At 62.6% G+C, this 26,425-nt stretch carries 25 protein-coding genes and 3 pseudogenes; 12 read left to right on the forward strand and 16 right to left on the reverse strand.

Annotation, left to right across the window (positions count from 1 at the left end; translation table 11 throughout):
- Positions 1 to 845: 845 nt before the first annotated feature.
- From I6F31_RS10775 to I6F31_RS10815, 9 genes and pseudogenes are all read right to left on the reverse strand, one after another.
- Positions 846 to 1,859 carry a TetR/AcrR family transcriptional regulator C-terminal domain-containing protein gene (locus I6F31_RS10775; protein ID WP_225114614.1) on the reverse strand — a complete coding sequence of 338 codons (1,014 nt, stop codon included), beginning with the start codon at positions 1,857 to 1,859 and terminating at the stop codon, positions 846 to 848.
- Positions 1,856 to 2,512: a TetR/AcrR family transcriptional regulator C-terminal domain-containing protein gene (locus I6F31_RS36500; protein WP_225185645.1), complete on the reverse strand. Its 657-nt coding sequence runs from the start codon at positions 2,510 to 2,512 to the stop codon at positions 1,856 to 1,858. The genes I6F31_RS10775 and I6F31_RS36500 overlap by 4 nt, the downstream gene beginning before the upstream one ends.
- Before the next feature lie 30 nt (positions 2,513 to 2,542).
- Positions 2,543 to 4,120, reverse strand: a pseudogene (locus I6F31_RS10785) (DHA2 family efflux MFS transporter permease subunit); the annotation flags it as partial.
- Positions 4,117 to 5,160, reverse strand: a complete 1,044-nt coding sequence (locus I6F31_RS10790) for an HlyD family secretion protein (protein WP_225185376.1) — start codon at positions 5,158 to 5,160, stop codon at positions 4,117 to 4,119. The gene I6F31_RS10790 and the pseudogene I6F31_RS10785, both read right to left, overlap by 4 nt.
- Before the next feature lie 89 nt (positions 5,161 to 5,249).
- A complete protein-coding gene (locus I6F31_RS10795) occupies positions 5,250 to 5,897 on the reverse strand; it encodes an NAD(P)-binding oxidoreductase (protein ID WP_036032483.1) in 648 nt (215 codons plus the stop codon).
- Positions 5,897 to 6,103: a hypothetical protein gene (locus I6F31_RS10800; protein ID WP_225148544.1), complete on the reverse strand. Its 207-nt coding sequence runs from the start codon at positions 6,101 to 6,103 to the stop codon at positions 5,897 to 5,899. The genes I6F31_RS10795 and I6F31_RS10800 overlap by 1 nt, the downstream gene beginning before the upstream one ends.
- Positions 6,104 to 6,214: 111 nt before the next feature.
- Positions 6,215 to 7,144, reverse strand: coding sequence for an MBL fold metallo-hydrolase (locus I6F31_RS10805; RefSeq protein WP_225148543.1), 930 nt, complete (start codon positions 7,142 to 7,144; stop codon positions 6,215 to 6,217).
- 96 nt (positions 7,145 to 7,240) lie between these two features.
- Positions 7,241 to 8,458 carry an NAD(P)/FAD-dependent oxidoreductase gene (locus tag I6F31_RS10810; RefSeq protein ID WP_036008100.1) on the reverse strand — a complete coding sequence of 406 codons (1,218 nt, stop codon included), beginning with the start codon at positions 8,456 to 8,458 and terminating at the stop codon, positions 7,241 to 7,243.
- Between the two features lie 1,131 nt (positions 8,459 to 9,589).
- Positions 9,590 to 10,435 (reverse strand): AraC family transcriptional regulator, encoded by an 846-nt coding sequence (locus I6F31_RS10815; RefSeq protein WP_225114641.1) that lies wholly within the window; start codon positions 10,433 to 10,435, stop codon positions 9,590 to 9,592.
- A 491-nt stretch (positions 10,436 to 10,926) separates the two neighbouring features.
- Here I6F31_RS10815 and I6F31_RS10820 point away from each other — a divergent pair, with 491 nt between their 5' ends.
- Positions 10,927 to 11,859 (forward strand): AraC family transcriptional regulator, encoded by a 933-nt coding sequence (locus tag I6F31_RS10820; RefSeq protein WP_225148541.1) that lies wholly within the window; start codon positions 10,927 to 10,929, stop codon positions 11,857 to 11,859.
- Between the two features lie 27 nt (positions 11,860 to 11,886).
- Here the strand turns inward: I6F31_RS10820 and I6F31_RS10825 are convergent, their stop codons facing one another.
- Complete coding sequence (locus I6F31_RS10825) at positions 11,887 to 12,747, reverse strand: catalase (RefSeq protein WP_225185377.1); 861 nt, start codon at positions 12,745 to 12,747, stop codon at positions 11,887 to 11,889.
- A gap of 192 nt (positions 12,748 to 12,939) precedes the next feature.
- Positions 12,940 to 13,185: a hypothetical protein gene (locus tag I6F31_RS10830; protein ID WP_157784020.1), complete on the reverse strand. Its 246-nt coding sequence runs from the start codon at positions 13,183 to 13,185 to the stop codon at positions 12,940 to 12,942.
- A 154-nt stretch (positions 13,186 to 13,339) separates the two neighbouring features.
- Between I6F31_RS10830 and I6F31_RS10835 the strand changes: the two are divergent.
- Positions 13,340 to 13,508, forward strand: a pseudogene (locus I6F31_RS10835) (type III glutamate--ammonia ligase); the annotation flags it as partial.
- A 38-nt stretch (positions 13,509 to 13,546) separates the two neighbouring features.
- Here the strand turns inward: I6F31_RS10835 and I6F31_RS10840 are convergent.
- Both I6F31_RS10840 and I6F31_RS10845 read right to left on the reverse strand, forming a co-directional pair.
- On the reverse strand, positions 13,547 to 14,650 hold the full coding sequence (locus tag I6F31_RS10840; protein WP_346656479.1) for a murein L,D-transpeptidase family protein: 1,104 nt from the start codon (positions 14,648 to 14,650) through the stop codon (positions 13,547 to 13,549).
- 40 nt (positions 14,651 to 14,690) lie between these two features.
- A pseudogene (locus tag I6F31_RS10845) lies at positions 14,691 to 14,774 on the reverse strand (nitroreductase); the annotation flags it as partial.
- 154 nt (positions 14,775 to 14,928) lie between these two features.
- Between I6F31_RS10845 and I6F31_RS10850 the strand changes: the two are divergent.
- Positions 14,929 to 15,078: an energy transducer TonB gene (locus I6F31_RS10850; protein WP_338060694.1), complete on the forward strand. Its 150-nt coding sequence runs from the start codon at positions 14,929 to 14,931 to the stop codon at positions 15,076 to 15,078.
- Positions 15,079 to 15,207: 129 nt separating this feature from the next.
- Here the strand turns inward: I6F31_RS10850 and I6F31_RS10855 are convergent, their stop codons facing one another.
- The gene (locus tag I6F31_RS10855) at positions 15,208 to 16,068 is read right to left on the reverse strand and encodes a helix-turn-helix transcriptional regulator (RefSeq protein WP_225185378.1); all 861 of its coding nucleotides are present in this window, start codon (positions 16,066 to 16,068) and stop codon (positions 15,208 to 15,210) included.
- A gap of 211 nt (positions 16,069 to 16,279) precedes the next feature.
- Here I6F31_RS10855 and I6F31_RS10860 point away from each other — a divergent pair, with 211 nt between their 5' ends.
- From I6F31_RS10860 to I6F31_RS10885, 6 genes are read left to right on the forward strand one after another with little or no spacing between them, the layout of a single operon-like run.
- The gene (locus tag I6F31_RS10860) at positions 16,280 to 17,857 is read left to right on the forward strand and encodes an ABC transporter substrate-binding protein (protein ID WP_225185379.1); all 1,578 of its coding nucleotides are present in this window, start codon (positions 16,280 to 16,282) and stop codon (positions 17,855 to 17,857) included.
- Positions 17,854 to 18,855, forward strand: a complete 1,002-nt coding sequence (locus tag I6F31_RS10865; protein ID WP_109142913.1) for an ABC transporter permease — start codon at positions 17,854 to 17,856, stop codon at positions 18,853 to 18,855. Before I6F31_RS10860 ends, I6F31_RS10865 begins: the two co-directional genes overlap by 4 nt.
- Positions 18,855 to 19,688: an ABC transporter permease gene (locus I6F31_RS10870; protein ID WP_225185380.1), complete on the forward strand. Its 834-nt coding sequence runs from the start codon at positions 18,855 to 18,857 to the stop codon at positions 19,686 to 19,688. Before I6F31_RS10865 ends, I6F31_RS10870 begins: the two co-directional genes overlap by 1 nt.
- The gene (locus I6F31_RS10875) at positions 19,685 to 21,373 is read left to right on the forward strand and encodes an ABC transporter ATP-binding protein (RefSeq protein ID WP_225185381.1); all 1,689 of its coding nucleotides are present in this window, start codon (positions 19,685 to 19,687) and stop codon (positions 21,371 to 21,373) included. The genes I6F31_RS10870 and I6F31_RS10875 overlap by 4 nt, the downstream gene beginning before the upstream one ends.
- A complete protein-coding gene (locus I6F31_RS10880; RefSeq protein ID WP_225185382.1) occupies positions 21,370 to 22,665 on the forward strand; it encodes an ArgE/DapE family deacylase in 1,296 nt (431 codons plus the stop codon). The genes I6F31_RS10875 and I6F31_RS10880 overlap by 4 nt, the downstream gene beginning before the upstream one ends.
- A gap of 40 nt (positions 22,666 to 22,705) precedes the next feature.
- The gene (locus I6F31_RS10885) at positions 22,706 to 23,341 is read left to right on the forward strand and encodes a pyridoxamine 5'-phosphate oxidase family protein (protein ID WP_225185383.1); all 636 of its coding nucleotides are present in this window, start codon (positions 22,706 to 22,708) and stop codon (positions 23,339 to 23,341) included.
- Between the two features lie 154 nt (positions 23,342 to 23,495).
- Here I6F31_RS10885 and I6F31_RS10890 read toward each other — a convergent pair whose 3' ends face one another.
- Complete coding sequence (locus I6F31_RS10890) at positions 23,496 to 24,050, reverse strand: DMT family transporter (protein WP_225185384.1); 555 nt, start codon at positions 24,048 to 24,050, stop codon at positions 23,496 to 23,498.
- A gap of 124 nt (positions 24,051 to 24,174) precedes the next feature.
- Between I6F31_RS10890 and I6F31_RS10895 the strand changes: the two genes are divergently transcribed.
- Together I6F31_RS10895 and I6F31_RS10900 are read left to right on the forward strand one after the other, a co-directional pair.
- Positions 24,175 to 24,333 carry a hypothetical protein gene (locus I6F31_RS10895; protein WP_225185385.1) on the forward strand — a complete coding sequence of 53 codons (159 nt, stop codon included), beginning with the start codon at positions 24,175 to 24,177 and terminating at the stop codon, positions 24,331 to 24,333.
- Between the two features lie 108 nt (positions 24,334 to 24,441).
- A complete protein-coding gene (locus tag I6F31_RS10900) occupies positions 24,442 to 25,299 on the forward strand; it encodes an SDR family oxidoreductase (protein ID WP_225148535.1) in 858 nt (285 codons plus the stop codon).
- Between the two features lie 64 nt (positions 25,300 to 25,363).
- On the opposite strand, the gene I6F31_RS10905 is transcribed toward I6F31_RS10900, so the two are convergent.
- On the reverse strand, positions 25,364 to 25,879 hold the full coding sequence (locus I6F31_RS10905; RefSeq protein ID WP_036008066.1) for a ferritin-like domain-containing protein: 516 nt from the start codon (positions 25,877 to 25,879) through the stop codon (positions 25,364 to 25,366).
- Positions 25,880 to 25,966: 87 nt separating this feature from the next.
- Here I6F31_RS10905 and I6F31_RS10910 point away from each other — a divergent pair, with 87 nt between their 5' ends.
- Positions 25,967 to 26,161 carry a hypothetical protein gene (locus I6F31_RS10910; RefSeq protein ID WP_036029310.1) on the forward strand — a complete coding sequence of 65 codons (195 nt, stop codon included), beginning with the start codon at positions 25,967 to 25,969 and terminating at the stop codon, positions 26,159 to 26,161.
- The last annotated feature ends 264 nt before the right edge of the window (positions 26,162 to 26,425 follow it).

Raw genomic sequence — 26,425 nt, forward strand, 5'->3', positions numbered from 1 at the left:
GGTGACGAGGCGGCTTTCTCTCGGGCCGGTTCAACGGACGACGACGTGTCGACTTGCTCAAGCCCAAGATTGTCGGGGACGCCATCCGACGTCGTCAGATGCGCGGCAGGGTGGAACGGATCCATCTGCTTATCGAGCCGGCCCATCTCCGCTCTCCATGCAGCTATCTATCAACTTCGCCAGTTCCGCCGACGCGGCAGAATGAGGGTACCCGAGGATTCGATCAATCGGAACGGAAAAGGCTCCAATCCGTCGCGTGAGCCGCTCTAACGGTAGCTTGCAAGAGACACGGCGCCAACCAGATGCCAGGGTCTACCCCGCGGATGCTCCGACCGCGCGGATGTTAGCCGGTGAAATGCAGCACTTTGATCGTGTGACGAACGCCCACTTTCAGTCGGATAAGCCCGGTCGTGCGACCAGCAAGTCATTGATCGTTCTCAACCCAAGGCTGACTCTTAATCAGCGGGTCCCAGGTTCGAGCCCTGGTGCGCCCACCAAGTTCTTCAAGGACTTGCCCTCGCGAACCGTTTGAGACGACCGAACTGAAACGGTTTTTCAAACGGTGATTTTGGCGACCAATCGGCGGGGCCACTCTCGGCATTGTGATCTACTTTACCCGCCGAGGCGGAGGCGAAGCCGACCCGAAGGCCGCCCGACAGAACCGCTTTCAACGTTCTGTCTGGATTAGAGCCGGCCGACATAGCCGGCATCCTCCCACTTCGTTTCTTTGTCGTCGGCGACGCATGGGGGCAGCTGCGCCGTGCTGCGAGTATGTAGAGAGACCGGCGCATCCTGGCCATGGCAACCCCACCTCACAGTAGGATTGTCGCTGCGAGTGGCACCAGTCATGCCGTCAATGCCGCTCGCGCAACGATTCCTGTCCTCTCGTCAGGCTCGGCGCCGTCGAGAAAGACTTTCACCGCGGTGCGAGCGCGCAAATCGATGTCGGAAAGCGTTGGTACGTCGCCGAGCTGAAGCACGGCCTCCAGATGGACGTTTCCATGGAGCATCCCAAGAAACTGGCGGGCGCCGGCTTCGCAATGTGCTAGATCGATTTCTCCGGCCTGCTTCGCTTTTGCCAGAATTTTCGTAAGGACCGCGATGGCTGGCGTAGGTCCATGTTGCGCGTAGGCCCGTGTCGCATCGGGGTAGCGGTCCGCTTCAAGTATGGCTGTATGACAGACCTCCAGCAACGACGGCGTCATCATCGTTTCGAGGAGATTGCGCCCAATGATGATGAGTAGCTCCCTGAGTGGCAAGGAAAGCTGGTCGGCACTGACACTCAGCGCGTTGGACGAGTAATGGCTGACGACTTTGGTGAACTGGTCGACGAGAAGTTGCTGCACGTTCTCGCGCCGCGTTGACCTTTCGCGCAGTAGCTGCCGGTAGAGACCGTGCGGCGTCCATGTCCAGCTCGGTCGGCCGAGCAAGAACGCCGAGAGAACCGCGCAGTTCGACCAACCGCGAAGCTGGCTCGCTTTGCCCGGGACCGCTTCGCGGACCCGCAGGATATCGCCCGTCGCACCCCACCGAAGAAATCTGACGGCATCGGCCGGTGGCAGGATCGTCACCATCATGCGCGTCCACCACGGCTCGACGAGCAGCCAACTCCCCGTGCTCGTGGGCCGCATCGCAAAGACATGCTTATGTCTGTGATGGACGAAGCGATGCCACCATTGCCGTCGAAGGCCGGGCACGAAACAGACGATCCAGTCGGCGGGGTCGACTGTCACCAGGGACCCATTATCGTCGATGCTGTTCGCCAGGTCCGCCGGGACGTCGCCGACAACCTTCAGTCTTGAAGGGCTCTCGCTCGGGCCAGACCATCTTGACCGGCCAATATCATTGGCTGCGCTCATCGCTTCATGCTCCGCGTGCTCCCGCATCCATGAATGAAGCTTTCGATACCGGCTCTGACGCGGTCGGCGGCTGGGGCTTCCAGGCTCATTGCCGGAGTCAGCATCAGCGCCTGGTAGAGCGGTTCTCTCAGTAGTCCCAGCAATTGCTCGGCGTATAGCTGAGCGTCCGATATCGACAGGATCCCCCGCTCATTTGCTGCGGACAGAAACTCCCGTAGCTTGAGTGTGACAATCGCTTGTCCCGCCTCGTGCACCCGCTTCTTCAGCGCAGGATTGCGTGCACCCTCGGTCATCATCATCCGAACGAACCCGACCAGGGTGGTCGAGTATTCCTCCCAGGCAACGCGGCCGAACGCGATGAGTGTCTCGCGTGCATCATCTACGGTGCCGGGGTGCGCTCTCCTCACCAACGGCTGCGATATGAGGGAGGCTTTGTGTTCGGCGATCGCGACGATGAGCTCGTCGACGCACTTGAATGCCGATAGAATGTCTTCCTTCGAGTATCCGCTTCGGTCCAAAATACTATCGAGGTCAGCGGGCGCGCCGCTCGGATGGGCGAGGGCCTCGCTGACCGCCAGCACGATCTCGGCGCGAGGGTCTGGCCTCGACACGGCATTGGCTTGGCGGGAGGGTTTCGACGCGGGGTATGTCATGTACGGCTCCTCGGTTCGGGCTAACTGCGCCGCGCGCTTCTTCGCGTGCAGGGCAAACGCGATCTTGATGGTGACCAGAACCGGCGCAGCGATGACGAAAAGAAGAGCGATGGCAGCGAACGCGGTGTCGAAAGCGATCACCGTGGATTGACCGGTGAGGGCTCGACCCAACAGACCCATCGCAGTCCGGCCGGCGGCCACGCTGTCCATTCCTCGTGCTGCGAGCATGGCACTCGTCGTTCCCAGCCGCTCGCTGACCGCGGGAAGGCCTGCGGTGACACTGGCGCTGAGCACCGTGGCATTGGTGGTGACATTGTGGTCGATCATGGTCTGGAGCCCGGCTACCCCCATGAGGCCACCGAGCTGGCGCCCGGCGTTGAAAAGACCGATGCCGGACGCTCGATTGCGGCCGTTGAGGTCGCTGAAAGCGATAAGGGTGATCGACAGGAAGAGGAAGCCAAGTCCAAAGCCGCGAAGCAGGATGGCGGCCATCATGTCGTCGGCGCCACTTTCGCTGGTCGAGCCGGACAGCATCCACATCGCGGCCATGATCATCAGGATTCCGAACGGCACCGTGGCGATAGGGGGAGCGCCCCTGACCTGCATGAGAAAGGCAGCAATGAGGAGCGCGCCGACGAAAAGCGCGCCGCTCGGCAATAGGAGCTGGCCGGCCTCACTTGGCGTGAACGCGAGTACGGACACGGCAAACGACGGGATCAGGAACGCGCTGCCGAACAAGGCGGCACCGGCGACGAAACTGACGATGAAGGCGAAGGAAAAATCGCTCGACCGGAACAGGGTGAAATCGAACAAGCCTTGGCTTTTGGCCATCGCCTGTTGGCTGAGAAACGCCAGCAAGGCGGCTGCGCCGATCACGGTCAGCCACGCGATGCGAGGCTCTTCGAACCAGCGCCATCGGCTGCCTTGGTTGAGAACATAGGTGAAGCAGAAGAATGTGACTGAGATCAGCAAGAAGCCGACCCAGTCGAACGGAAGGCGCGCAGCCGCAACGGGCCTGGGGCCGTCTGCGATCAGCAGAAGTCCGATAGCGGCGAGGGCTACCGGAACAACGCCGAAGAAGATCCATGCCCACGACTGGCTGTCGATCAACCATCCCTGGAGCGCCGGAGCGATGGTCGCAGGAGCCACCACAGACCCCATCGCAAACAGAGCCTGAAGGATCGGCTGGCAGGATCGCGGATAGGCGAGAAAAATGATCGACTGTCCCGCGACAAGCAAGGTGCCGCCGGAGAAGCCCTGTATGATGCGGAGTGCGACCAGCAGATCTAACCGATACGTGATGGTGGCGATGCCGCAGGTAGTGCCCATGACCAGCGTCGAACCGATGATCAGGCGGCGCGGACTGGTGCGTGTCATGAGCCAGGAGGCGGCCATGAACCCGACTAGCTTTGTTGCGGTGTATCCGATGTCCAGCCAGGCGAACTCGTCGGGAGTCGCATGGGTGTCGCCAATGATGTCGTTGCGTCCGAGCGACAGGACGGTGCTTGCGATCGCCTCCGTCAGAGTGGCGAGCACGATGCCTGCGACAAGAATGCTTCCTGCCGCGCGCCTGTCGTAGCCTGGCGTGGCGTCGGCGATCGCGGTCATGTGCCGCTTCCTCGATCTATTTGGACACGCGCCGACAGGCCAGGCACGACGCGGCCGGGCAATGGATTTCTGTCGAAGCGGATTTTCACAGGCACCCGTTGAACGACACGAATGAAGTTCCCCGTCGCATTGTCAGCGGGGAGCAGGGTGAACGCAGAACCGCTGCCGGGCGCAAAGCTGTCCACCACACCTTCAATCGTCTGGTTCGGATAGCCGTCCACCTTGATGCGGGCGCGCTGACCGGGCCGGATATGTTCGATCTGGCTTTCCTTGAAGTTCGCCACCACCCACACGTCCTTGACCGGAACGATATCGAGCAAGGAGGTGCCCGGCGTGACAAGCCGGCCGACGCGAACCTGGCGGTTGCCGACGACGCCGTCGACCGGCGCATGCACCACGGTGTGGTCGAGATCGATCTGGGCGAGATCGCGTGCGGCGTGCGCTTGCGCCACTGCAGCAAGTGCAGCTTCGCGCTGGCTGGCAAGGACGGCGATGCGTGCCCGCTGGGCCTCCACCGTTGCCGCCGCCGCCGACACCCCCGCCTCGGTTCTCGATAGCGCCGCATCGCTTTCATCGACCTGCGCCTGGCTGACCGCGTTGGTGCGGATCAGTTCGCGGCGGCGATCGGAGGCCTTTCGCGCCAGATTCAGCTCGGCCACGCTCGCAAGTCTTTGAGCTTCGGCCTGCCGTATCAGGGCATGCTGGAGTTGGATCTCCGCATCGACATTGGTGAGGCGGGCTTGGGCGGCTTCGACATTGGCCTCGGCTTGCGCCAGGCGTGCGCGGTAGTCGCGATCGTCGATCCGGAACAGGACGTCGCCTGCACGAACGGTCTGGTTATCCTGAACCTCCACGGCCGTGACGTAGCCTGCAGCCTTCGGCGCGAGCGAGGTCATTTCGCCGCGAATATAGGCGTTATCGGTGAATGTCTCGTTCGAATGGGCATACGCCCAGCCACCAGCCACAAGCACGACAGCGCCGAGGCACAGCACCAAGCCGACCGCCTTCTTGTTAGCATGCACCACAATACCCTCCTGCAACGGTTGTTGTCGCTGACAGCTCTGCCCATTCACTCGCGTTCCGGCCGCCATCGGCGGAGATCGCGGTTCACCGCAATTCGTCGCCAAACCTAGTTGCGCACCGTTATGGCCTTCTTGTATGTCGCGGGGTCATCGAGGATCTTGACCAAATACTCGGCCACGTCCGCGCGGGTGGCTGTTGAGGTGATGTTCCAGCGCAGATCGGTCCCGGCCTTCAGGTTTCCGCGAGCACGCTTGAATGTCAGCGTCGCCGGTCGAACGATCGTCCAATCGCAGTCACTCTCCCGGACAGCTGCCTCCTGCGCCTCCTTGTCTGCCATCACCTCCTTGAGTGCGAGCTTGACCATGAAGCCTGCGCCAAAACTCCCGGTGCGGTAGCTCTCACCGACACTCACCGAGCTCTCAACGATGAGTCGGCCCTGGCCTGGAGGCATGGCGGCCAGAATGTTCTTGGTTCCCACCGAGCAAACCGGGACACCGGGCTGGCGTCGACCCAGATCCTCCTTCGCCTGAGGTACCATCCCCAACGTGCAGATCACCGCATCCGCACCTTGGACCGCAGATGCCACCGAGGCTGCATCCATTGCATCGCCCTCGACGATCCTGAGATTCGGATGCGTCAAGGGCATGCGCTTCGGGTCACGGACAAAGGCAGTGACGACGTGACCCGCGGACAAGGCGGACTCAACGACGAGCCGTCCTGTCGACCCCGTTGAACCAAAGACAACGACGTTCATCACACTCTCCCATCGCGCGGCTTCGAGGCGCGATCGCCGTGCGGAGGGTCCGTGAAGCCAGCAGCATCTTTGCGCGGACACTCAGGTTGCGCCGGGGTCATCAACGGGAGCGCGCACTCGCCGTGGAGGGTGACTTCCTTGATATGCATGTGCACGCAGAAGGCGCAGCCGTTGACTTGCGAGGCGCGCACGGTCTCGTGTTTCATCGAGGTCGAGCTCCAAGAGGATTTTGGGTGAGCGGGCCGCGCTCCGGCGCCGGTAACGCGGCCCTTATCGAATGAGGTGCTTACGATGCGCCTCTCGATCGAACTGTGCGATCAGTAGTCCCAGAAGACCGGCACCCAGCGAAAGGCGTCGCCGTCGACTGCCACATGTCCGACGGACGGGAACGGCAGGTGAGTGGCCACCAGCAGTCCACCGGTCTCAGCCAGTTCCCGCAACAGATTGATACGAACGCGGGCCGACTCCTCGGGATCGTGTTCGAAGCCGTTGTACCAGTCGGGGTGCTCGAACCCGACCGCGAACACGAGGTCGCCGGCGAACGTCAGCCGGTCGCCGCCGGACGCCACGCGGACCACGCTGTGCCCGGGGGTGTGGCCGCCGGTGCGAGTGACGATCACTCCCGGTGCCACCTCGTACTCCTCCTCGAACGGCCGTAGCTGGCTGCGGTACTCTTTCACGAACCGCTTGGCGGTCGATCGAAGCGCGTCCGGGAAACCCGGCGGCATGGCGACGTGGGAGAAATCGGGCGCCTCCCAGAACTTGACCTCGGCGGCCGCCACGTGGATCCGCAGGTCCGGACGTAGCCGTTCCTTGACCCCTTCGACGAGCAGCCCACCGATGTGGTCCATGTGCATGTGGGTCAGCACCACGTCGGTCACGGACGCAAGATCGATGCCGGCGGCCTCCAGTCGCTTGATCAATTGCCCGGCGCGCGGCAAGTGCAAGTCCGGGTCGAGCCCAAGCCCAGCATCGACGAGTATGGTCCGGTCGCCGCTGCGCACCACGACCACATTCAGCGCCCAATCGTAAGCGTCGGGCGGCAGGAACATGTCTTTCAGCCAGGTCGCCCGGACGGCCGGGTCGATGTTGTGTGCCAGCATCGCGGTTGGGAGCGGTAGCACGCCGTCGCTGACGACCAGCACGTCAATGTCGCCGACCTGAACCGCGTAGCGCGACGGAACCAGTTCGTTGGGCCCCGGTCCGCCGGGGTGTGAGGTGTTGGCAAGGCTCGTGTCGACGTCCATGTTCGATCTCCTGTTTCATGTTCAAGGCTACTGGCTGATCTCGGTTGAGTTGGCCGCGCAGCCAGCGAGAAGCGCGGCCCGTTTCGCGTGAAGCATCTAGAAGAAGCCACTCACGTCAGTCACACGCTCCGGATCGGCAGCGGCCAGCGCGGCGGCACGCTCGGGCTGCGGCGGATAGATCCAGACGGTGTTGATCTCCTGCTTGGTCTTCTTGGCGACCTCGCCGACCATCGCCACTTTGCGTTCCCAGCCAACGGTGAACAGGGCACCGGCTTCGCCGAGGTCCAGGCAGGTGACATAGCCCTTCTGGTGATAGGGCTTGGTCGGAACGCCCAGCAGTTCGGCGGCGGCGTTGTTGCCGGCAAAAGCGCCCATTCGCGTGGCGTGCTGACACGACATCAGCGCGTAATTGCCGATATCGTCGCTTGCGGCCCTGGCGGCATCGCCGGTAGCGAAGACACCTGGCACTGATGGCACGCGCAAATCCCGGTCGACCAGTAGGCGGCCGAAATTGTCGCGCTCGGCCGGGATCTGCTGGGTCAACGGTGCCGCGCGAATACCTGCCGCCCAGATCACGGTCGCGGCCTCGATGTGTTCGCCGTCGGAAAGCGTGACGCCGGATTCGTCCAGCGATGTAATGCCGGCGCCAAGCCGGGTTTCCACGCCGAGCTTGCGCAGGGCCTCTTCGATGACAGGACGGGGGCCTTCGCCCATATCAGGCGCGATCGCCTTGTTGCGGTCGACGATGATGACGCGCGTCTTGGCGTCCTTGCCGAGGATTCCGCGCAGTCGCGAGGGCATCTCGGTGGCCGCCTCGATGCCGGTGAAACCGCCGCCGGCAACGACAACCGTGTCACGCCCGTTCGCCGCCGGCCGTTTCGCCAGGCCGTGCAAATGCTTGTCGAGGGCGATTGCATCATCGAGCGAGTCGACGCTGAATCCGTGCTCGCTGAGGCCCGGAATGTTCGGACGGAATAGCCGGCTGCCGGTCGCCACCACCAGCCGGTCGTAGGAAAGGGTCTTCTTCGCACCCTTGGTGGCGACGATGCCCACCGTGCGGGATTTGGCGTCGATGGTTTCGGCGCTGCCTTGCACGTAAGTAACATCGACGGCCTTGAGCACATCCAGCAGTGGCGCCGTCAGGGTCTCGGGCTTCGGTTCGTACAGCCGCGGCCGGACCACCAGCGTTGGCTCTGGCGCGACCAGCGCGATCTCGAGCTCCTCGGGCGAAACGCCCTGGATATCGCGCAGGCGGGCTGCGGAAAGTGCGGCGTACATGCCAGCGAAGCCGGCTCCTATGATAACAAGTCGCATGTGATCTACTCCTTGGTTTGATTTTCTCGGTAGTGCACCGCCGCTTCTCTCTGGCGGCAAGCATCCTCCGATCGACGCCGACGCGAACAGGCGGACCGAAGACCGGCGGGCCTATGGTAGGCAGTTCGGTGCCGAAGACATCGGCATGGGGTTTTCACAAGCCGCGCGGCAGCCTCCGAAAGGGGATGCCCAGCCACGGTTAAGGGTCACGGGCAAAGCTGGGCTCGGGCCCCAGTTCTGGTAGGGGAGCTGGGCGCCTACTTTGGACATGATGGAAATCACGGGGCTGGTCCGTTGCACGGCCTGCGCTGGAATTTCCACCTCCTCCCCCGCTGCTGAAGTGAAGCGAACTCCCAACGAAAGTCCGTACACGAGTGCGGTCACGAAGCCTTTTCGGCGTGAAGTGATTGCAAGCCGGTCGACCAAGTTCTTCCTGAGCATGTTGTCTCCGTCTGCTGGGGCGTGGGGCACCCTCATGATCTAGCGGACCGAAGATGCGACTGCGCCAGAGCAATTGCTGTACCTGCAGAGCGATTGCTGCTAACGCATGCGGCGTTGCGCCAGGGCTTTCGCCCAACCAATCGCTGAACGCCACGGCGAGGGCGTACGAGACCGCGTAGCCGAGCTCCGTCGCCAGCGAAGAAAAACCATGCGTCGGCGACTTGCAGCATGTTCATGGTGATCGAGCGGTACTGTGGCGCAGCCGAACGGGCGGAGAGATCCCGGTGCTTTCCTTGAAGGCTCGGCAGAAGTGGAAGCTCGACAAGCCCGCCTCGCGAGTGAGACATCGGTATCGATGTCCGCGCAAGTGTTCGCCGGTGCGGCGGCATTGCCATCGGCGACAACGCGTCAATGACCGACCGGATCGCGGTCCAAGAGATCGCAGGGGATGCCGTGCCGGACAACGCGCTCGACTGTTGTCTGCGGATTACAGCATCATGTTTCAAGAACCCGGGAATACCCATCGCGAGGTTGAGCCCGGTCGATGAGTGTCATCGTGCGAGAACGCGCCGCTCCAAACACCGCCGATTTCCCACTCACCGCTAGAACCGCAGTGATGCCGTGGGGGAAAGCCATGGACGTGGTCGGCCATAAGTGCGGGAAAAGCTTGTTACGGTAGAACGAATGCCGTCAACGCTTGTGACGTCTCCAGTCGCTTGGCGTTTCGCCGGTCAGTTTCTTGAATGCCGCGGCGAAGGCGGTCTGGGAGGAGTAGCCGAGGGCCGCCGCGATCGAGACGACGGATTCATCGCTATCGCGCAGCATGCTCATGGCCTGCTCGAGCCGGTACTGGCGCAGCCAGGCATGAGGCGAAAGCCCGGTGCTTTCCTTGAAGGCACGGCAGAAATGAAAGCGCGATAGACCGGCATCCGAAGCCAGCGCCGCGAGCGAGACGTCCGAATCGCTGTCCGAGCGCAAGCGGTCGGTGGCACGGAGCAGGACCTTCGGCGAAAGTCCGCCCATTGTTGGCTGGATCGTCGTTGGCGAGCCGGTGTGCGCAGCCAGAAGACGCGTGGCCAGGAGGTCTATTAATTGGTGCCTGAACAGCGTATCCAGCGCCTCATTGCTCTCCAGGACATCCGTCGCGCTCAAGATCAATCGGGACGTAATGGGGTCGTGATGCGCCGTTCGCTCCACGAGGTCGATCGGTGTGGCGGTGTTGGCTTCGTCAGCGACGCGCTTGAGCACTGCGTGAGGAAGATAGAGCTGAACGACATCAACAGGTTTCGGAATATCCCATCGTGAGCTTGATCCTTCCGGAATGATTATCAATACACCAGGCCGAAACGTTCCGATCGCAACCGATCTGCCTGTCCGACGCTCCATGCGCTGCATCGAGCCGTTGTAAGCCATGATGACGTGATGGCTCATAGGCTCGACGACGTCGTGCAATGGCTCATGTTTCCAGTGAGCGATCGCGCTCCCAGAGGGGTCCAAAGCCATGCTGAGTGGTTTGGTGTGAAGCACGCGTGCCATCTCAACATCGGCAGGACGGCGGTCGGAAACCTGCAAATAACGCTGCTGCGCGCCGGAAGCGTCTGACTGGTTTTGTTGGTGCGAATGATCGCGCAAGATTGGCTGGCTCATGAACCTGTCCTAGCTTCGAGGAGCATCGTTGAGCGTTCGGCGCGCGTTCTAAGCGGGTAGAGGCCCAGCGTCTTTCTCAAAACTCCCGTGCTTTGCCTGATCCTGCTGTAAGCTGATGCTAGGCGCCCGCGCCGCGATTAAGTCGCAATCAGCGCGGCGGACGGTGGCGGTTAACTGCTGTCGAAATAGGCAATCGACGCCGGGAGCCGTCGTAAGCGGCAGCGAATGGACAAAATCGCTGACGTTCTCGAGCAGACATCGAGCTTTGTGTCACGAAACTGCCACGACGAAACTGGACGACCGTGCGCTAGCGTCAGATAATGGTTCACGAAATCACGTGCGGGCGCTTGTCAGTCCAACTTCGCTGAGAGAGTTATCCTATGACCCAGGCGAGCGCCTTCGGCCGGAAGCTCGGGCGGTTTTTGCACCTGAAGGATGCGCCGCCCTCGCTGATAACGAGTTCGCTGCGCGGGGTGGAGCTCGCGGTCACCGAAACCCGGGATGACAATCCAGTGCCGGGTCTTTCCGGTTCCTTTACCGCGGAGGATGCTTTCGTCGTCAGCCTCAAACTTCACGATTATCCCGACTGCGAACTCTGGGAAAATGGCAAGTGCGTGATGAAAGCGGATGTTCCCGCGGGAGCGACCTATCTGTACGATCTCAAGCGCGATCCGCGCTACGTGATCGACAAGCCGTTCCACTCCCTGTTTTTCTATTTGCCGCGCTCGGCGCTCGACGCTCTCACTGAGCAGCCCCGCATGCCGCGCGTCGGTCAGCTTGCCTGTGAACTCGGCGTAGGCCATGACGACACGGTCGTCCGTCATATCGGCGCGTCATTGCAACAAGCGCTGCGTCGGCCAGACGAGACGAACCAGCTTTTCATCGATCACATGATGCTCGCGCTCACCGCACACGTCGCCCAGGCCTACGGCGGGCTACGTCCCTGCACTGAACCGAATCGCGGCGGCCTTGCGCCGTGGCAGGTCAAGCGCGTCTGCGAAAGGCTGGAATCCGATCTCGGCGGAAAGCTTTCGTTGCAGGAAATCGCGGCCGAGTTCGATCTTTCGATCAGCCACTTTTCGCGCGCGTTTCGCATCTCCACCGGCCTGCCGCCGCACCAGTGGCTGCTGCGCCAGCGTGTGAAGGCGGCCAAGCAACTGATGACGGTTCGCGACCTGTCGCTGTCGGAAATCGCAATATCGGCCGGGTTCGCCAATCAAAGCCACTTCACGAGGGTGTTTTCGTCTGTGGTCGGCGTCAGCCCGGGAACGTGGCGCCGCGAGGCGCAGGGTGCACCGGAAAGCAAGAAGTGATCGGAGCCCCGGCAGAAGCCTTTTCGCTCAGCGACGCGTTGCCTGCGAGATAGCGTAAGCGGCGCGACGCACCGCAAACATCTCGTCCAACGGATGACCGATTCCTTCGGCCAGAGTTGCCGGATTGAACACGGGTTCGTCGCAGGCATCATTTTCTTCGACACCAGTGATCACGATCGTTCCCAGCCGTACCGCTTCGCGTCCGTCCTCATCGGGCCATCGGACGGTCACGTCCATGACCGGGTCGCCCGGACGGTCCAGCAGCGCCATCACACTGAACCTCATATCGCGAGCCGCGATCCGGGATTCGAGGTCGTGCAGCAGCTCGGTGGGTTTTGCGTTGGCTGCGGCCCTGCGCCTCGCCGCCTGTTCGCCGACTGGCGTGACCTTGAACTTGATGAACCTTGTCTCGCCTCTTGAATTGGTCGCGGGAAACGCGTGCACGCCCCAATAGGTTGTTGAGGCAAAGCTTGCGGCAGGCGGATGCGCGGCGATGTAGCTCGCCTGATGCAGCGTCTCGGGATTGGCAACTGAAAATGTCTCGACCATTTCCAGATCCGGCTTGCCGTCGGGTCCTGGAGTACGGGCTCGAAGGAAAGCCAGCATCTGGTCGGGGGTCCTCGCGAAATGAACCGGGGCACTCTGGGTTAAAATATCCGAGCGCTCGCCATCGCTGCCAAGCCGGAAGCTGAATCCGCGCAATAACAGGTAGTTGGTGTCTGGGCCTTCCGCCACCGAGAAGCGCGCCAGGAGGCGCGAAGGCTTGGTGAAGCTACAGGATTTCGTGACCTCCTTCGCCTGGTCCGATGGGGTATAGGTGCCGCGAACGCATCGGCCATTGGCAAAGCTTGCACGTGACTTTGGCGGAAGACCGGCAACCGTCTTCATGGCGGCGGCTATGGATGCGGAGCCGGCAAGGCCGCGGGGGAACTTGGGCAGGACGGGACCTCGTGATCTAGAGTTGGTAAAGTTCTTGGGCAGGACAACTTGGACGTCTTTCCCGAATCCTTCCCGCGTTGTCCGTTTCTGCGACAAAGCTTGCCGACGGCAGCATCCCCGATGCGTACCGTTCGCAGGACCTCAGTTCGCTTCTGGTCCGGCGAACTTTGGCCAAGGCTGATGCTTGGCCCGCCATTTCGGGCCAGGACCACGCATGTAGTGCAGCTCGGGCCGGTAGCTATCGCGTAGGTCCAAAAATAGGTTCTGAAGAATGCTGGCGATGTCGGACACGGTCACAGCCGTCTTCGAGCAAAAAACAGACTTTGCGGACCAGCGCGCAGAAGCCGGTGCGATCACACGAGGACTGACAATGTTTTTCCAGATCATCGTTTTTCTCCGTCCGCTTGGATGTCGGCCGATGATTTAGCGGATCGGGTCTGCTGCTGCGCCAGAGCGATTGCCGTACCTACAGAGCGATTGCTGCTAATGCATGCGCCCGGCCAATCGGTCGGGCCTCCGCAGGTTCCGCGAGAGCTTCAGGCACACCGTGACCTCGGCCAAGCGGCTCCCGATGAATCTGCTCGATGCCTTGCGAGCGCTCGAACATTTCAAGCGTGCTGCGGGATCATCTCGGGGAGTTCGTACCCGCCTATCTCAAGCTGAAGCATGAGGAGTGGAACGACTACGCACGCCATCTGACACAATGGTAGCGAGACAACACTCTGGACTGTTGAGTCGCAACAGGTGTTCAGCACTGGCGCGATGGGAAGCCGGCACGCGCCGTATCACACATAGACGATCTGGAGGACCAGGTACCAAACCATTTGCTCGTCAACGAACCATCATTGTCGGTCCAGGGGATCGGTGGCAATTGCGGCAGGTAGGATGCATATGGCATCACTTTCGCAAGCGTCACCCTGCCCGGATACCGTGCGAGAAAAGCCTTGTTCATTCCGCCGTCGAATCCGCTGTAGATCGGGGCAACTGGCACGTTGTCTTCAAGCAATTGCGCGTACGCGCGCTCGTCGGCGCGCCGTTTTTCCAGCGCCCTTCGCGCGATTTCCGGATTGACGACAAAGGGAGGGCATTTCTCGATCGGATTGAACACGAGAGGGTGCGGCGAACTCGGGGAAGGTTGCGCATCGAACACATAGCGGCGGTTACACACATCCACTTTGGGTTCGAGTTGTGTCGTCTCGAAATGATCGTTGCCGACCTTGAGCATTTCCCAGAAGGGCAGGTTGGGATTGTTTCGATGGCGCGCCAGATTCACCGGTGTCAGGCGGAACGGATAGGCCTGGACCTGGAACGATGTTCGGCCGCCGCGGAATGAGTCACGCGCCAGCGAATAAATCTCGCTGATCTGCTCGTCCGTCATGGCATAGCAACCGCTCGACCAGCAGTCGCCGTGGATCATGAGGAAGCTGCCGTTTCGCTTGTTTGCCCTGTCGAAGCTGTTCGGATAGCCGAGGTTGATCGAGAGATAGAAATTGGAGTTGGGGTTCATCAACTCAGGCGTAACTGTATAAAAGCCTTCCGGAGCCTGTCGGTCGCCCTCGTACAATTTCGGCCCGAGATCGCCCGACCACCGGCAGATCGGATAGGTCTTCAGCAATTGGAAACGGCCGGCCGTGTCCTGCTTCCAGACTTCGAGCTCTGCCTCGTCCTTGAAAAGACGCACAAGGATGGGGGAATATTTCGGCATCTTCTTCTGTTCGAGCAGCGCGAGCAGCTCGGCCGGCAATTCCTGCGTCGCCTTGGCGGGCAACGGCTTGCTGCTTTCGCCAAAGCATGTGGCAGGTGCTAAGGCAGCGGCAAAAGCCGCCGCCAGCACAATTGCGTGTCGGACCATGGCGCATATCACTGCTGTACTTCCAGCGCGCCGCGCGCCGCTATTTCCCAAATCCGACGAACATCGTAGCCTCCTCGACCGACTTCCGCTCCGACACCATCGCATTCGCCGGAAAAGTCTCGTCATTCTACCCCCGATGTCGCCGGACCACCGGACGCTGTTTCAGCAGTCGACGCCGCGCCCGGCAAGCACGCGAAGGCGCAACACAAGTCGTTCGATTGCAATACTATGGATCAATCGGACGACATCGTCTACGGAGTGAACGACCTCGAGGCAAGGTGCTCTCCGCAAGCCTCGCCCGTTCGGCAGGCTCGGCTGAACTCGACCGAGAGGTGATCGCGCTGGTGCACCGTGCCTCGCCGGTACCGGCACCTCCGGCAGGCGCCAGGCGATCCATCACGGCGCCTGTACGCTTCAGCCCGCGATGACACATCATGGTTCTGCTGCAAGATGGTCCTCGCTACGGGCGAACGCACGTGCTGGCGCGACCACCTTTACTACAAGATGGCTGTCTCGGCGCGGCTTTCATCTCGACGAACCGGCGTCGTCGCTAGCGACTAGCGCAGCACGACTTCTTGATCTGTCCAGCGAAGATAATGCCGCGGTGCAGCGCCTAGCTCGCGCTTAAACATGGCGGCGAATGCGCTCGGGCTGTCATAGCCCACGTCCAGCGCTACGCATGTGACGGGTTCGCCTGCGCCCAGGCGTGCCAAAGCTTCCAGGAGCCGCACGCGTTGTCGCCACACTGAAAAGCTCTGACCGGTCTCGCGGCGGAACAGCCTCGTCAGCGTTCGCCGGCTGAGGCTGCATTTGTCTGCCCAGTCGTCGAGCGTGAGGTCCGAGGAGGGGTCGCCAAGCACTGCCTTACAGATCGCCGCAAGGCGGGGGTCCGGTGGCACCTGCACGTGAAGCGTCACCTCCGGCATGTGTGAGATCTCGGCGAGCAGGAGTTCGAGAAGCTTGCCGTCGCGTCCGTCCTGGTCGTAGGTCTGCGGCATCCGCACCGCCTCGTCCATCAGGGCTTCGACGAGCGAGGATGCACGAACCAGGCGGCACGTCTCCGACGTTCCTCGTCGGCGATCAGGCGTGACATAGATCGTCTGGGCCTCGACTTCACCCCAGGCGCGCGACTGATGTACAACGCCAGCCGGAATCCATAAACCATGGCCGGGTGGAACCACGAAATGACCGCGCTCGGTCATCATCGCCGTGACGCCGGTGATCTGCAGGATGAACTGGTCGCGCCGATGCGCGTGCCGCGTGCTGGTGCTCTCGTTCGGATAAGTTGCGGTCATCGCGGCGACCGGCCGCGCGATCGCCTGAAGTTGTCCGGCATAGTTGGCGGCCGCTGCGGGGCCCTCCTGTTTGCTGCAGGTGCGCAATTCGCCAGTCACATCTCGCCGCGCTACGACTTTCACGTGTCGTGAACTCCCGATCCAAGTCCTTTTCTGCAAGGCTCTTATGCATCTTCCGGGCCAGATATGGCCCGATCGCGATGGTTCTTGTCCCCGATCAGGTAGCGCGGGACAGGGCGTTTGGCAACAATGCTCGCGCCGGCCAGATTCGTCAAAGCCGAATACGGCGTCTGGCAAGGTCCTTCTCACGCCGATATGCGACACGGAGAGCTCGATGAACAGACGCGAATTCACCCAGGCCATGCTGGCCGCCGGCGCCGCTATCCCCTTCGGCATCACGCGAGCGGCCGGCCAGACCCGCGGTGGAACACTCAACACCATCATCCAGCCCGAGCCGCCGCTGCTGGTCACCGCCTTCAACCAGCAGCAGCCGACGCTAACGCTCGGCGGCAAGATCTACGAGAGTCTTCTCAAATATGGCGCTGACCTCAAGCCGATGCCGGGCATGGCGCAGTCCTGGGAGATTTCGCCGGACGGGCTGACCTATACGTTCAAGCTGTTTCCCAACATCACCTTCCACGACGGCAAGCCGATGACGTCCGAGGACGTCGTGTTCAGCTGCATGAAGGTGTTGACCGAGACGCATCCGCGCGCGCGGCAGAATTTTGCGCGCGTCGCTTCGGCCGAGGCGCCCGATCCGCTCACCGTCGTGTTCAAGCTGAAGCAGCCCTTTGCGCCGTTCCTCGGCTGCTTTGACTGCACCTCGGCGCCGATCGTGCCAAAGCACATCTATGAAGGCACCGACTACCGCAAGAACCCGCTGAACGACAAGGCAATCGGCACCGGCCCATTCAAGCTGAAGGAATGGGTGCGCGGCTCGCATGTCCATCTGGTGCGCCATGAAGGATACTATCTGAAGGACCAGCCGTACCTGGATGAGATCATCTACCGCATCATCCCGGACTCGGCATCGCGCGCGCTGGCGCTGGAGAACGGCACGGTGCAACTCGCGCAATGGACCGACGTCGAGTTCTTCGACGTGCAGCGCTTCAAGGCGCAGAAGAACCTCGAAGTCACCACCAAGGGCTATGAGTATTTCGCGCCGCACCAGTGGCTCGAGATGAACAACCGTATCGCGCCGATGAACGACAAGCGCTTCCGGCAGGCGGTGATGCACCTGATCGACCGCGATGCGCTCGCCAAGCGGGTCTATTTCGGCAGCGCCAGGGTCGCGACCGGCCCGATCTCGTCCAAGACGAAATTCTACGACGGCAAGGTCAAGCGCTACGACTATTCGATCGACAAGGCCAAGGCGCTGCTCGACGAGATGGGACTGAAGCCCGACACCAACGGCAAGCGCGCTGAGATCAAATACATCGTGCCGCCTTACGGCGAATCCTATCAGCGCGCCGGCGAGTTCTTCCGCCAGAGCTTTGCCCGCGTCGGCATCGATCTCGTCCTCGTCGGCACCGACATGGCCGGCTGGGCCGAAAAGGTCGGCAACTGGGACTATGAGATGACCCAGAACCTGCTCTACCAGCTCGGCGATCCCGCGCTCGGCGTCTCCCGCACTTACGTGTCGTCGAACATCAAGAAAGGCATCCTGTTCTCGAACACCGAAGGCTATTCCAACCCTGAGGTCGACAGACTGTTCGACGAGGCCGCCGTCACGCTCGACGAGGCCAAGCGACAGGAGCTTTATTCCAAGGTGCAGCAGATCCTGGTCGAGGACGTGCCGGTCGCCTGGACGCTGGAGCTCGAATATCCCATCATCTACGACAAGGCGTTCAAGAACATCGTGTCGACCGGCATCGGCTCGCACGAAACCTTCGGGTCGGTCTACAAATCGTGATCCGTCTCGGCAGCGCGGCGACGATCGGGCTGATGGCACTGAGCCGGATTGCCCAGCTCGTCGCCGTCATCCTCGTCATCGCCACTTTCAACTTCGTGCTGGTGCGGGCCGCCCCTGGCGATCCCGCCCAGGTCTTGGCCGGCCAATCCGGCGCGTCCGATCCGAAGCTGCTGGAAGATCTGCGCAAGGAATATGGGCTCGACAAGCCCTACGCCGTGCAGCTCGCAAGCTATCTCGGCCGCGTCGTCAGGCTCGACCTCGGCTATTCCTACCGCCAGCGCCGCGCGGTTGTCGATCTCATCCTGGAACGGCTGCCGGCGACGCTGCTGTTGACGGTGACGGCCTTCTGCCTCGCGCTGTTGATCGGCACGACCCTCGGCGCGCTCGCGGGGCTGGCGGCGGGCAGCGTGCTCGATACGGTTTTCACCGTGCTGTCGCTGGTGCTTTATGCGACGCCGGTGTTCTGGCTGGGGCTGATGCTGGTGCTGGTCTTCTCCGTGACACTCGGCTGGCTGCCGCCGTTCGGTTACGAGACCATCAACGTCAAGCTCTCGCCGCTGGAGCATGCGCTCGACATCGCCAAGCACATGATCATGCCGGTGACCTCGCTGGCTGCGATCTATCTCGCGATCTATGCCCGGCTGATGCGGTCCTCGATCATCGAGGTCGCCCAGCAGGACTTCATCAAGACCGCGCGCGCAAAGGGCCTGTCCGGGCCCAGCATTGTGGTCGGCCACATGCTGCGCAACGCGCTGGTGCCCGTCGTCACCGTGGCCGGCATGCAGGCCGGCGCGCTGGTCGGCGGCGCCGTGGTCATCGAGACGGTGTTCGCCTGGCCGGGCCTCGGCCGGCTGACCTTCGATGCGCTGCTCCAGCGTGATTATCCCGTGCTGCTCGGCATTTTTCTCATTCTGTCGATCGTGGTCATCGTGCTCAATCTGCTGACCGACCTGATCTACAGGCTGATCGATCCCCGCATGACGACAGGAGCTGCGTGATGGATGCGGTTCGCGCCTTCCTGCGTCATCCTAGCGGCATGGTCGGCCTCGTCGTGCTGCTTGTCGTGGTCGTCATCGCGCTCATCGCGCCCACCGTCTTTCCGGTCTCGCCCTGGGAAATGGTCAGCGCGCCGTTCACGCCGCCCGGCGAGGACGGCCTGCTGCTCGGCGGCGACACGCTCGGCCGCGACGTTGCGGCCGGCGTTGCCTATGGTGCCCGCGTGTCGCTCGTCATCGGCATCGCCTCGGCCATGGCGGCTATGGTGATCGGCGTCACGATCGGCGCAATTTCCGGCTATTTCGGCGGCAAGATCGATCTCGTGCTGATGCGGGTGACCGAGCTGTTCCAGACCATCCCCGCTTTCGTGCTTGCGATCCTCTTGGTCGCGACCTTCAACCCGTCGCTGCTGACGATCATCCTGACCATCGGCGCCGTGAGCTGGCCGCCGCTGGCGCGCCTCACCCGCGCCGAGTTCCTGCGCCTGCGCAATCGTGAGTTCGTCGAAGCCGCGCTGTGCCAGGGCGAGGGCACCTTGCAGATCGTGCTCGGCCATATCCTGCCCAATGCGATCTCGCCGATCCTGGTCGTGACCTCCCTGACGGTCGCCACCGCCATCCTGCTCGAAAGCGCGTTGTCCTTCATGGGCCTCGGCGATCCCAATCTGATGTCCTGGGGTTTCATGATCGGAGCTGGCCGCACCGTCATCCGTAATGCCTGGTGGATGAGCGTGTTTCCGGGGCTCGCGATCCTCATCACCGTGCTTGCCATCAACCTGTTCGGCGAAGGTCTCTCCGATGTGCTCAATCCGCGTGTATCGAGGCGCCGGTCATGAGCGACGCCGTGCAAGCCAAGGCACCCGTTCTGTCGGTCGAGGGGCTCTCGATCGCGCTGCCCGAAGGCGGCGATCGCCCGTTCGCGGTCGAGAACGTCTCCTTCGAGGTCAAGCCCAACGAGGTCGTCTGTCTCGTCGGCGAGTCCGGCTCGGGCAAGTCGATGATCGCCCATGCGGTGCTGTCGCTGCTGCCGAAGAGCGTCAATATTGCCGCGGGCGCCGTGACTGTCGCAGGACAAGATCCGGCAAAGCTCGACCGGCAGGCGCTGCGCCGCCTGCGCGGCGGCGAAGCCGCGATGATCTTTCAGGAGCCGTTATCCTCGCTGAACCCGCTCAAGCGGGTTGGCAGGCAGATCGAGGAGATGATCCTCACCCATCAGAAGCCGATGCCGTCGGCAATTGAGGTGCACGAACGCGTGCAGCAGCTCCTGACGCAGGTCGGGCTGCCAAATCCAAAGCTGCTTGAGAAGAGCTATCCGTTCGAGCTGTCCGGCGGCCAGCGCCAGCGCGTCATGATCGCGATGGCGATGGCCAACCGTCCGGCACTCCTGGTCGCTGACGAGCCGACCACAGCGCTCGACGTCACCACCCAGCGTCAGATCCTGCGCCTGATCGACGATCTCCGACGCGACCGCGGCATGGGCGTGCTGTTGATCACCCATGATTTTGGCGTCGTTGCCGATGTCGCCGACCGCGTCGTGGTGCTTCGTCACGGCAAGGTGGTGGAGCAGGGGACGGTCGAGGAAGTCCTGCGCAGTCCTAAGGCTGACTACACCCGCGAGTTGATCGATGCCGTGCCGAAGGCGCGGCTCGACGAGATCCGCCGCACCGCGGTCCATCCTACACCGCTGCTCGAAGTCATCGGTCTTGAGAAGACATTCCGGGTCAAGCGCGGCCTGTTGCAGCCGCCGCGCGAGGTCGTCGCGGCCGACGGCATCTCGCTGACCTTGTACGAGGGCGAGACGCTCGCCGTCGTCGGCGAATCCGGGTCCGGCAAGTCGACGCTCGGGCGCATGATCATGCGTTTGACCGAGCCGGATGGCGGTGCCATCCGCTTCAACGGCCAGGATCTGCGCCAGCTCCGCGGCGAGGCGCTCCGCCAGGCGCGAAAACAGCTCCAGATCGTGTTCCAGGATCCGTTTGCGAGCCTCGATCCGCGCCAGAAGGTCGGCGATGCCATTGCGCGCGGACCAATGGCCTTTGGCACGTCGCGCACGGAAGCGATGGAGCAGGCGAGAAAGCTGCTGGTGCGAGTTGGCCTCAACGCCGTCGCCGCCGATCGTTATCCCCACGAATTCTCTGGGGGCCAGCGCCAGCGCATCTGTATTGCGCGCGCACTGGCACTCAAGCCGCGCGTGCTCATCGCCGACGAAGCCGTGTCGGCGCTCGACGTTTCCGTCCAGGCTCAGGTGCTGGCGCTGCTTGCCGAGCTCCGGCAGGAGATGAAGCTCGCCATGATCTTCATCACCCACGACCTGCGGATCGCCGCCGAGATCGCCGACCGCGTCATCGTGCTCCAGAAGGGGCGCATCGTTGAAGAGGGCGCGACCGCGGACGTTTTCACGGCCCCTCAAGCCGCCTACACACGCGAGCTGCTCGATGCGATCCCGGGCCGCGATTTCTTCGACCAGCCGGGCTTTGCCAGCGTGACCGGCACACTAGCGACAGCGAGGATGAGTTCATGACCGACAGCCGTCCCCTTCCAGCCGGCGCGCGCGAGCGCATCGAGGCCGCTGTGGATGCCGCCTTCGACGAGCAGATCGACACCACGATCGCGTTCACGGCGATCCCGAGCACGCGCGCGGCGGAGGCGCCCTGTCAGGACATGTTCGCAAAGCTGTTGCGCGATCGCGGCTACGAGGTCGATGACTGGGTCATCAACCAGGACGATCTGAAGGCGCTGCCGGGCTACGGGCCGGTCGAGACCGACTTCTCGCGTGCCCGCTCCGTTGTCGGCACCTTCCGGCCGGCCAGGGAAGAGGGCCGCTCACTGATCCTTCAGGGCCATTGCGACGTCGTGCCGGCAGGTCCGCTCGACATGTGGGAGCGGCCACCGTTTCAGCCGGTGGTCGAGAACGGTTGGCTCTATGGTCGCGGCGCCGGCGACATGAAGTCCGGTACAATCTCGGCGCTCTACGCGCTCGATGCGATCAAGGCCGCGGGCTACAGGCCCAAGGGCCGCATCCACCTGCAATCGGTGATCGAGGAGGAGAGCACCGGCCTCGGCGCGCTCTCCACACTTCAGCGCGGCTATCGTGCCGATGTCTGCATCCTGCCCGAACCGACCGACGAGAAGCTGATGCGTGCCCAGGTCGGCGTGATCTGGTTCCGCCTGAAAGTGCGCGGGATACCGGTCCATGTCGCACGCGCCGGCACCGGCTCAAATGCGATCAAGGCTGCAATCCACCTGATCCAGAAGCTCGAAGGTCTCGAGGCCGAATGGAACGAGCGCGCGAAGACGCACCCCTCGTTCAAATCGGTCGAGCATCCGCTCAACTTCAATCCTGGAATCATCAAGGGCGGTGACTGGGCCTCCAGCGTGCCCGCCTGGTGTGATGTCGATTGCCGCATTGGTGTGCTGCCCGGCTGGAAGATCGCCGACGCCCAGGCCGAGATCGTGGATTTCGTCGCCAAGGCGGCGCGCTCGCATCCATTCCTCGCCAACAATCCGCCGGAGATCGTCTGGTCCGGCTTCCTGTCGCCGGGCTACGAGGCGACGGAGATTCAGGAAAGCGAGGCGGTTCTCGCTCCGGTCTACGAGCATGTGTTCGGCCGCAAGCTGACCAGCTTCTCGTCAACCGCACTGACCGATGCGCGCTTCTATGGTCTCGATTTCGGCGTGCCTGCGTTTTGCTTCGGCGCCACGATGGAAGGCGCGCACGGCTTCAACGAGCGCGTCAATCTCGCCTCGGTCAAGCGCGTCACCAAGGCGCTTGCGCTGTTCACCGCGAGCTGGTGCGGCATCGAGGCCAATTAGCCGAAAGAAGGAAACTCACCGCAAAAAGGGAGGTTCGCGAATGGACAGCCAGGGTGCAGGCGGCAAGCCGCCGGTCAAGACGCAAGAGGATCTGCGCGCGCATTTCGGGCAGCTCAGCCCGCTCGCCGAGAAGAAGGTCCTCAGCCATCTCGACAGGTTCTGTCGCGACTTCATCGCGCTCTCCCCGTTCCTCGTCCTTGCCACCAGCGACGGCAACGGTCATGCCGATGCAAGCCCGCGCGGCGACGCGCCGGGCTTCGTCGCCGTGCTCGACGACAAGACGCTGTTGATCCCGGACCGGCGCGGCAACAACCGCGTCGACACCTTCGGCAATATCATCGCTTCCCCCGGCATCGGTCTGATCTTCCTGGTGCCGGGGATCAACGAGACCCTGCGCGTCAATGGCCGCGCCGAGATTTCGCAAGATGCCGAGCTGTTGACGCCGCTCGCGGTGCAGAACGTGGTCCCAATCATCGGGCTGAAGATCCATGTCGAGGAGACCTATTTTCATTGTGGCAAGGCGCTGATGCGCTCGAAGCTCTGGGATCCGGCTGCTCAGGTCGAGCGCAACAGTTTCCCGACGCTCGGCCGGATCATCGCCGAGCAGACTGTCGCCATCGCGGTCGAAGAGGCCGAGAAGACGATGGAAGAAGGATACCGTACGAGGCTCTACTGAGAATGAGCAATCTGATCTAGCGGTCCGCCCTGCAGAAGGTTTCGACGATACGCTACATGCTCGCAGCCTGCCGCCCGTGAAATGTCTGCGAGGTAGGTAGCGAGCGGCAGCACTGAGCGCACAGATGCGACGAATCCGAACGGAAGCGGCATCGTCACGCTGCGAGGAAGAACCCGATGGCCGATGCCACGCTATTGCCGCCGGCGCGCATGCCTGGAAGGGCAACGAACACTGCGCCGACGAACAGAATGAGAATTGCAATGAGTTGCCGCCGGGACGGCACGCGCCGTGCGACAAGCAATCCCAGCAGAATGGTGAAGATCGGCAGCGAGCCGTTGGCGAACGCTCCCCCGTATGCCGCCGACGCCCCCTTCAACCCGAAGTACATCAGAATGCTGTATAGCGCGCCGGGACCACAAATTGACATCGACAGGATTGCGTGCAGCGGCAGGTGGCGCGGCCACCAGGCCTTGGCGAACGGAAGAACCAGGGCGCCCGTGACCAGGAACCGAAGTGCGGTCAAATCGAAGGGTGTCAGGCCGAATTGCATGCCGGCTCTCGAGAAGACGAGAAAGCCGGACCAGATGCAGAACACGCCAGCTGCGCTCAGGAGTCCGAAAATCCGCTCGTTCGATTTGGCTACAGGTGTCAAGTCCGTGTCCGATTGCTTGGAATATCTTAGCGCACTTGAAACACCTGCGAGTTTCAAGATGCTCTCCGCAACATGGTCCTCAAAGGTGACGCCATGGTGAGCGATCCTCGGGAGTTTTTCTAGCCGAGAGTTCCGCAAGCCGCTGGGGCAGCGCGGCATTTGCGAGAAACAGGAGGGTGCGTTGAACGATCGCCAGGCATTGGATGGTCGCGACGACGTCGACGGCGGCAACCGCCGGCTTGCTGCAGCCTATCCGGGCGTGCCGTTCTCGAATGGGTTCCTGTGGGCGGAGCCCGGCAAGCCTATCGCCATACACGCTCGGAGGGTGTGCGAGAGATGACGTCGTAATCGGATCTCTGGGGTGCAGCCACGCTGTGCGATGACGGAATCAACGCCAGGAACACTTCCGGCGGCGCTCCGTTAGCGCAGCAAACGCCGGGAGTTGTCCATGACCAATTATCCAAAGCCGCCTTATCCTGCGCAGCAGCAGCCGATGCCGGGCTCGACCCGGGCCATGCAGCCGCGCCCGGATCATGGCGAGGAGAGTTACAAGGGCTCCGGCCGTCTTGCCGGAAAGAAGGCCATCATCACGGGCGGCGACAGCGGCATCGGCCGCGCGGTGGCGATCGCCTATGCGCGTGAAGGCGCGGATATCGTCATCTCCTATTTGAACGAGGAGGAGGATGCGGCCGAGGTCAAGGCGCTGGTCGAGCGGGAGGGACGCAAGGCCGTCCTGATCCCGGGCGATATCAGCAATCCCGAACATTGCAGCGCCATCGTGCGTCGCACCGTCGAGGAGCTCGGCGGCATCGACATCCTCGTCAACAACGCTGCCCATCAGGCGACGTTCAAGGACATCGCGGATATCAGCGACGACGAATGGCGGCGGACATTCGAGATCAACATCCACGCCATGTTCTATCTGGCCAAAGCCGCCGTCCCCCACATGCGGCCGGGCTCCGCGATCATCAACACGGCCTCGGTGAACTCCGACATGCCGAATCCGAGCCTGCTGGCCTACGCCACGACCAAGGGTGCGATCCAGAATTTCACTGGCGGGCTTGCGCAGATGCTGGCCGAGAAGGGCATTCGGGTCAATGCGGTGGCCCCGGGGCCGATCTGGACGCCGCTGATTCCCTCGACCATGTCGGAGGAAAGGGTCAAGAACTTCGGCAAGCAGGTGCCGATGCAGCGCGCCGGCCAGCCGGCCGAGCTCGCGACGGCCTATGTCATGCTGGCCGATCCGCTTTCGAGCTACACGTCGGGGGCGACGTTGCCCGTCACCGGCGGCAAGCCGTTCATCTGATCCAGGCGAGCACCGTGGCGGCACCGCACTACCGGCGCCGCCACTCTCAATCAGTCGCTTTCAATCACGCAGCGCTGGACGCCTTGGCGTTGACGCCTTTGCGCAGGGCCACGGTGTTCAGCTTCGTGTTGGCGGCCTTCTCTTCGTTCAGATTGGTGGTGAGGAAGCGCACGATGTCGTCGTGGCCGAGCTCTTCCGCCCAGGCGATCAGCGTGCCGTACCGGCACATTTCATAATGCTCCACCGCCTGTGCGTTGGCGACGATCGCGGCGTCCAGCACGGCCTTGTCCTCGATCTCGCCGGCGGTCTCGTCGGCTTCCTTGATCAGGCCGTCGATGGCCGGGCAATGCGTGCCGCTCGGCTCCTTGCCGAGCTTGGCGAAGACCTTGTCGAGGCGCTCGACCTGCTTGTTGGTCTCTTCCAAATGCGCCTTCAGCCCAGCGACGAGATCCCTGTTGGTGGCCTTGTCGATCATCTTCGGCAGCGCCTTCAGGATCTGCTGTTCCGCGTAGTGGATGTCTTGGAGCCCGTGCAGCAGCAGGTCTTCCATCGACTGGATGTCCTTGGTGAAGAATCCCATAAAAGACGTCTCCTTTTCACAATGATGGCAGTGGAACGCGGAGCGGCCGCCGCTGTTCCATTCCCGTGTGCAGATCGGGAGAGCCGAATGAGCGATGGAGTGGATCATTTTGTGGGCCTGCTCGGACGTGCGGCGATGGACGTATGGGGCGACATGCCTCGCGACATCCAGGAGGCACTGTTCGAGACCGCGATGAAGGGCCGCGACACCGAGCGTGAGGAGCTGGCGCGATTGCTGCACGAGCGGCATCCGCGCACGCTGCATCCGGCCCGGCCGGGCTGACGCCGGCGGGCTGGGAACGAACATGCGATCTCCTGATTGGTGAATCGGGTGGCGCCACACGGGCTCCAACGAGGACCGCGCGGGGCGCATCGCCCGAGCCTGTCAACCTGTGAGTCGACCGACGTGACTGAGAATATCGGCAAATGGTACGACCCGATTTCGGAGCGGTGGATCGTGCCTCGCCAACCCCACACCATCGCCGCGTTCGATCGGTCGAGCGCGGAGAACGTGCCGGAGGCGAACAAGAGAGAAGAGACGCAGCGG

Origin of the sequence: Bradyrhizobium sp. NBAIM01 (assembly GCF_020194115.1) — a bacterium.
Taxonomy (GTDB): Bacteria; Pseudomonadota; Alphaproteobacteria; order Rhizobiales; family Xanthobacteraceae; genus Bradyrhizobium; species Bradyrhizobium yuanmingense.

What these genes read in the sequence shown, in the direction of transcription:
- I6F31_RS10775 (WP_225114614.1), bottom strand. Translation starts at nt 1,859, where the DNA reads ATGAGCGCAGCCAATGATATTGGCCGGTCAAGATGGTCTGGCCCGAGC.
- I6F31_RS36500 (WP_225185645.1), bottom strand. Translation starts at nt 2,512, where the DNA reads ATGACATACCCCGCGTCGAAACCCTCCCGCCAAGCCAATGCCGTGTCG.
- I6F31_RS10795 (WP_036032483.1), bottom strand. Translation starts at nt 5,897, where the DNA reads ATGAACGTCGTTGTCTTTGGTTCAACGGGGTCGACAGGACGGCTCGTC.
- I6F31_RS10800 (WP_225148544.1), bottom strand. Translation starts at nt 6,103, where the DNA reads ATGAAACACGAGACCGTGCGCGCCTCGCAAGTCAACGGCTGCGCCTTC.
- I6F31_RS10805 (WP_225148543.1), bottom strand. Translation starts at nt 7,144, where the DNA reads ATGGACGTCGACACGAGCCTTGCCAACACCTCACACCCCGGCGGACCG.
- I6F31_RS10810 (WP_036008100.1), bottom strand. Translation starts at nt 8,458, where the DNA reads ATGCGACTTGTTATCATAGGAGCCGGCTTCGCTGGCATGTACGCCGCA.
- I6F31_RS10815 (WP_225114641.1), bottom strand. Translation starts at nt 10,435, where the DNA reads ATGGCACGCGTGCTTCACACCAAACCACTCAGCATGGCTTTGGACCCC.
- I6F31_RS10820 (WP_225148541.1), top strand. Translation starts at nt 10,927, where the DNA reads ATGACCCAGGCGAGCGCCTTCGGCCGGAAGCTCGGGCGGTTTTTGCAC.
- I6F31_RS10825 (WP_225185377.1), bottom strand. Translation starts at nt 12,747, where the DNA reads ATGAAGACGGTTGCCGGTCTTCCGCCAAAGTCACGTGCAAGCTTTGCC.
- I6F31_RS10830 (WP_157784020.1), bottom strand. Translation starts at nt 13,185, where the DNA reads ATGATCTGGAAAAACATTGTCAGTCCTCGTGTGATCGCACCGGCTTCT.
- I6F31_RS10840 (WP_346656479.1), bottom strand. Translation starts at nt 14,650, where the DNA reads ATGGTCCGACACGCAATTGTGCTGGCGGCGGCTTTTGCCGCTGCCTTA.
- I6F31_RS10860 (WP_225185379.1), top strand. Translation starts at nt 16,280, where the DNA reads ATGAACAGACGCGAATTCACCCAGGCCATGCTGGCCGCCGGCGCCGCT.
- I6F31_RS10870 (WP_225185380.1), top strand. Translation starts at nt 18,855, where the DNA reads ATGGATGCGGTTCGCGCCTTCCTGCGTCATCCTAGCGGCATGGTCGGC.
- I6F31_RS10875 (WP_225185381.1), top strand. Translation starts at nt 19,685, where the DNA reads ATGAGCGACGCCGTGCAAGCCAAGGCACCCGTTCTGTCGGTCGAGGGG.
- I6F31_RS10880 (WP_225185382.1), top strand. Translation starts at nt 21,370, where the DNA reads ATGACCGACAGCCGTCCCCTTCCAGCCGGCGCGCGCGAGCGCATCGAG.
- I6F31_RS10885 (WP_225185383.1), top strand. Translation starts at nt 22,706, where the DNA reads ATGGACAGCCAGGGTGCAGGCGGCAAGCCGCCGGTCAAGACGCAAGAG.
- I6F31_RS10900 (WP_225148535.1), top strand. Translation starts at nt 24,442, where the DNA reads ATGACCAATTATCCAAAGCCGCCTTATCCTGCGCAGCAGCAGCCGATG.
- I6F31_RS10905 (WP_036008066.1), bottom strand. Translation starts at nt 25,879, where the DNA reads ATGGGATTCTTCACCAAGGACATCCAGTCGATGGAAGACCTGCTGCTG.
- I6F31_RS10910 (WP_036029310.1), top strand. Translation starts at nt 25,967, where the DNA reads ATGAGCGATGGAGTGGATCATTTTGTGGGCCTGCTCGGACGTGCGGCG.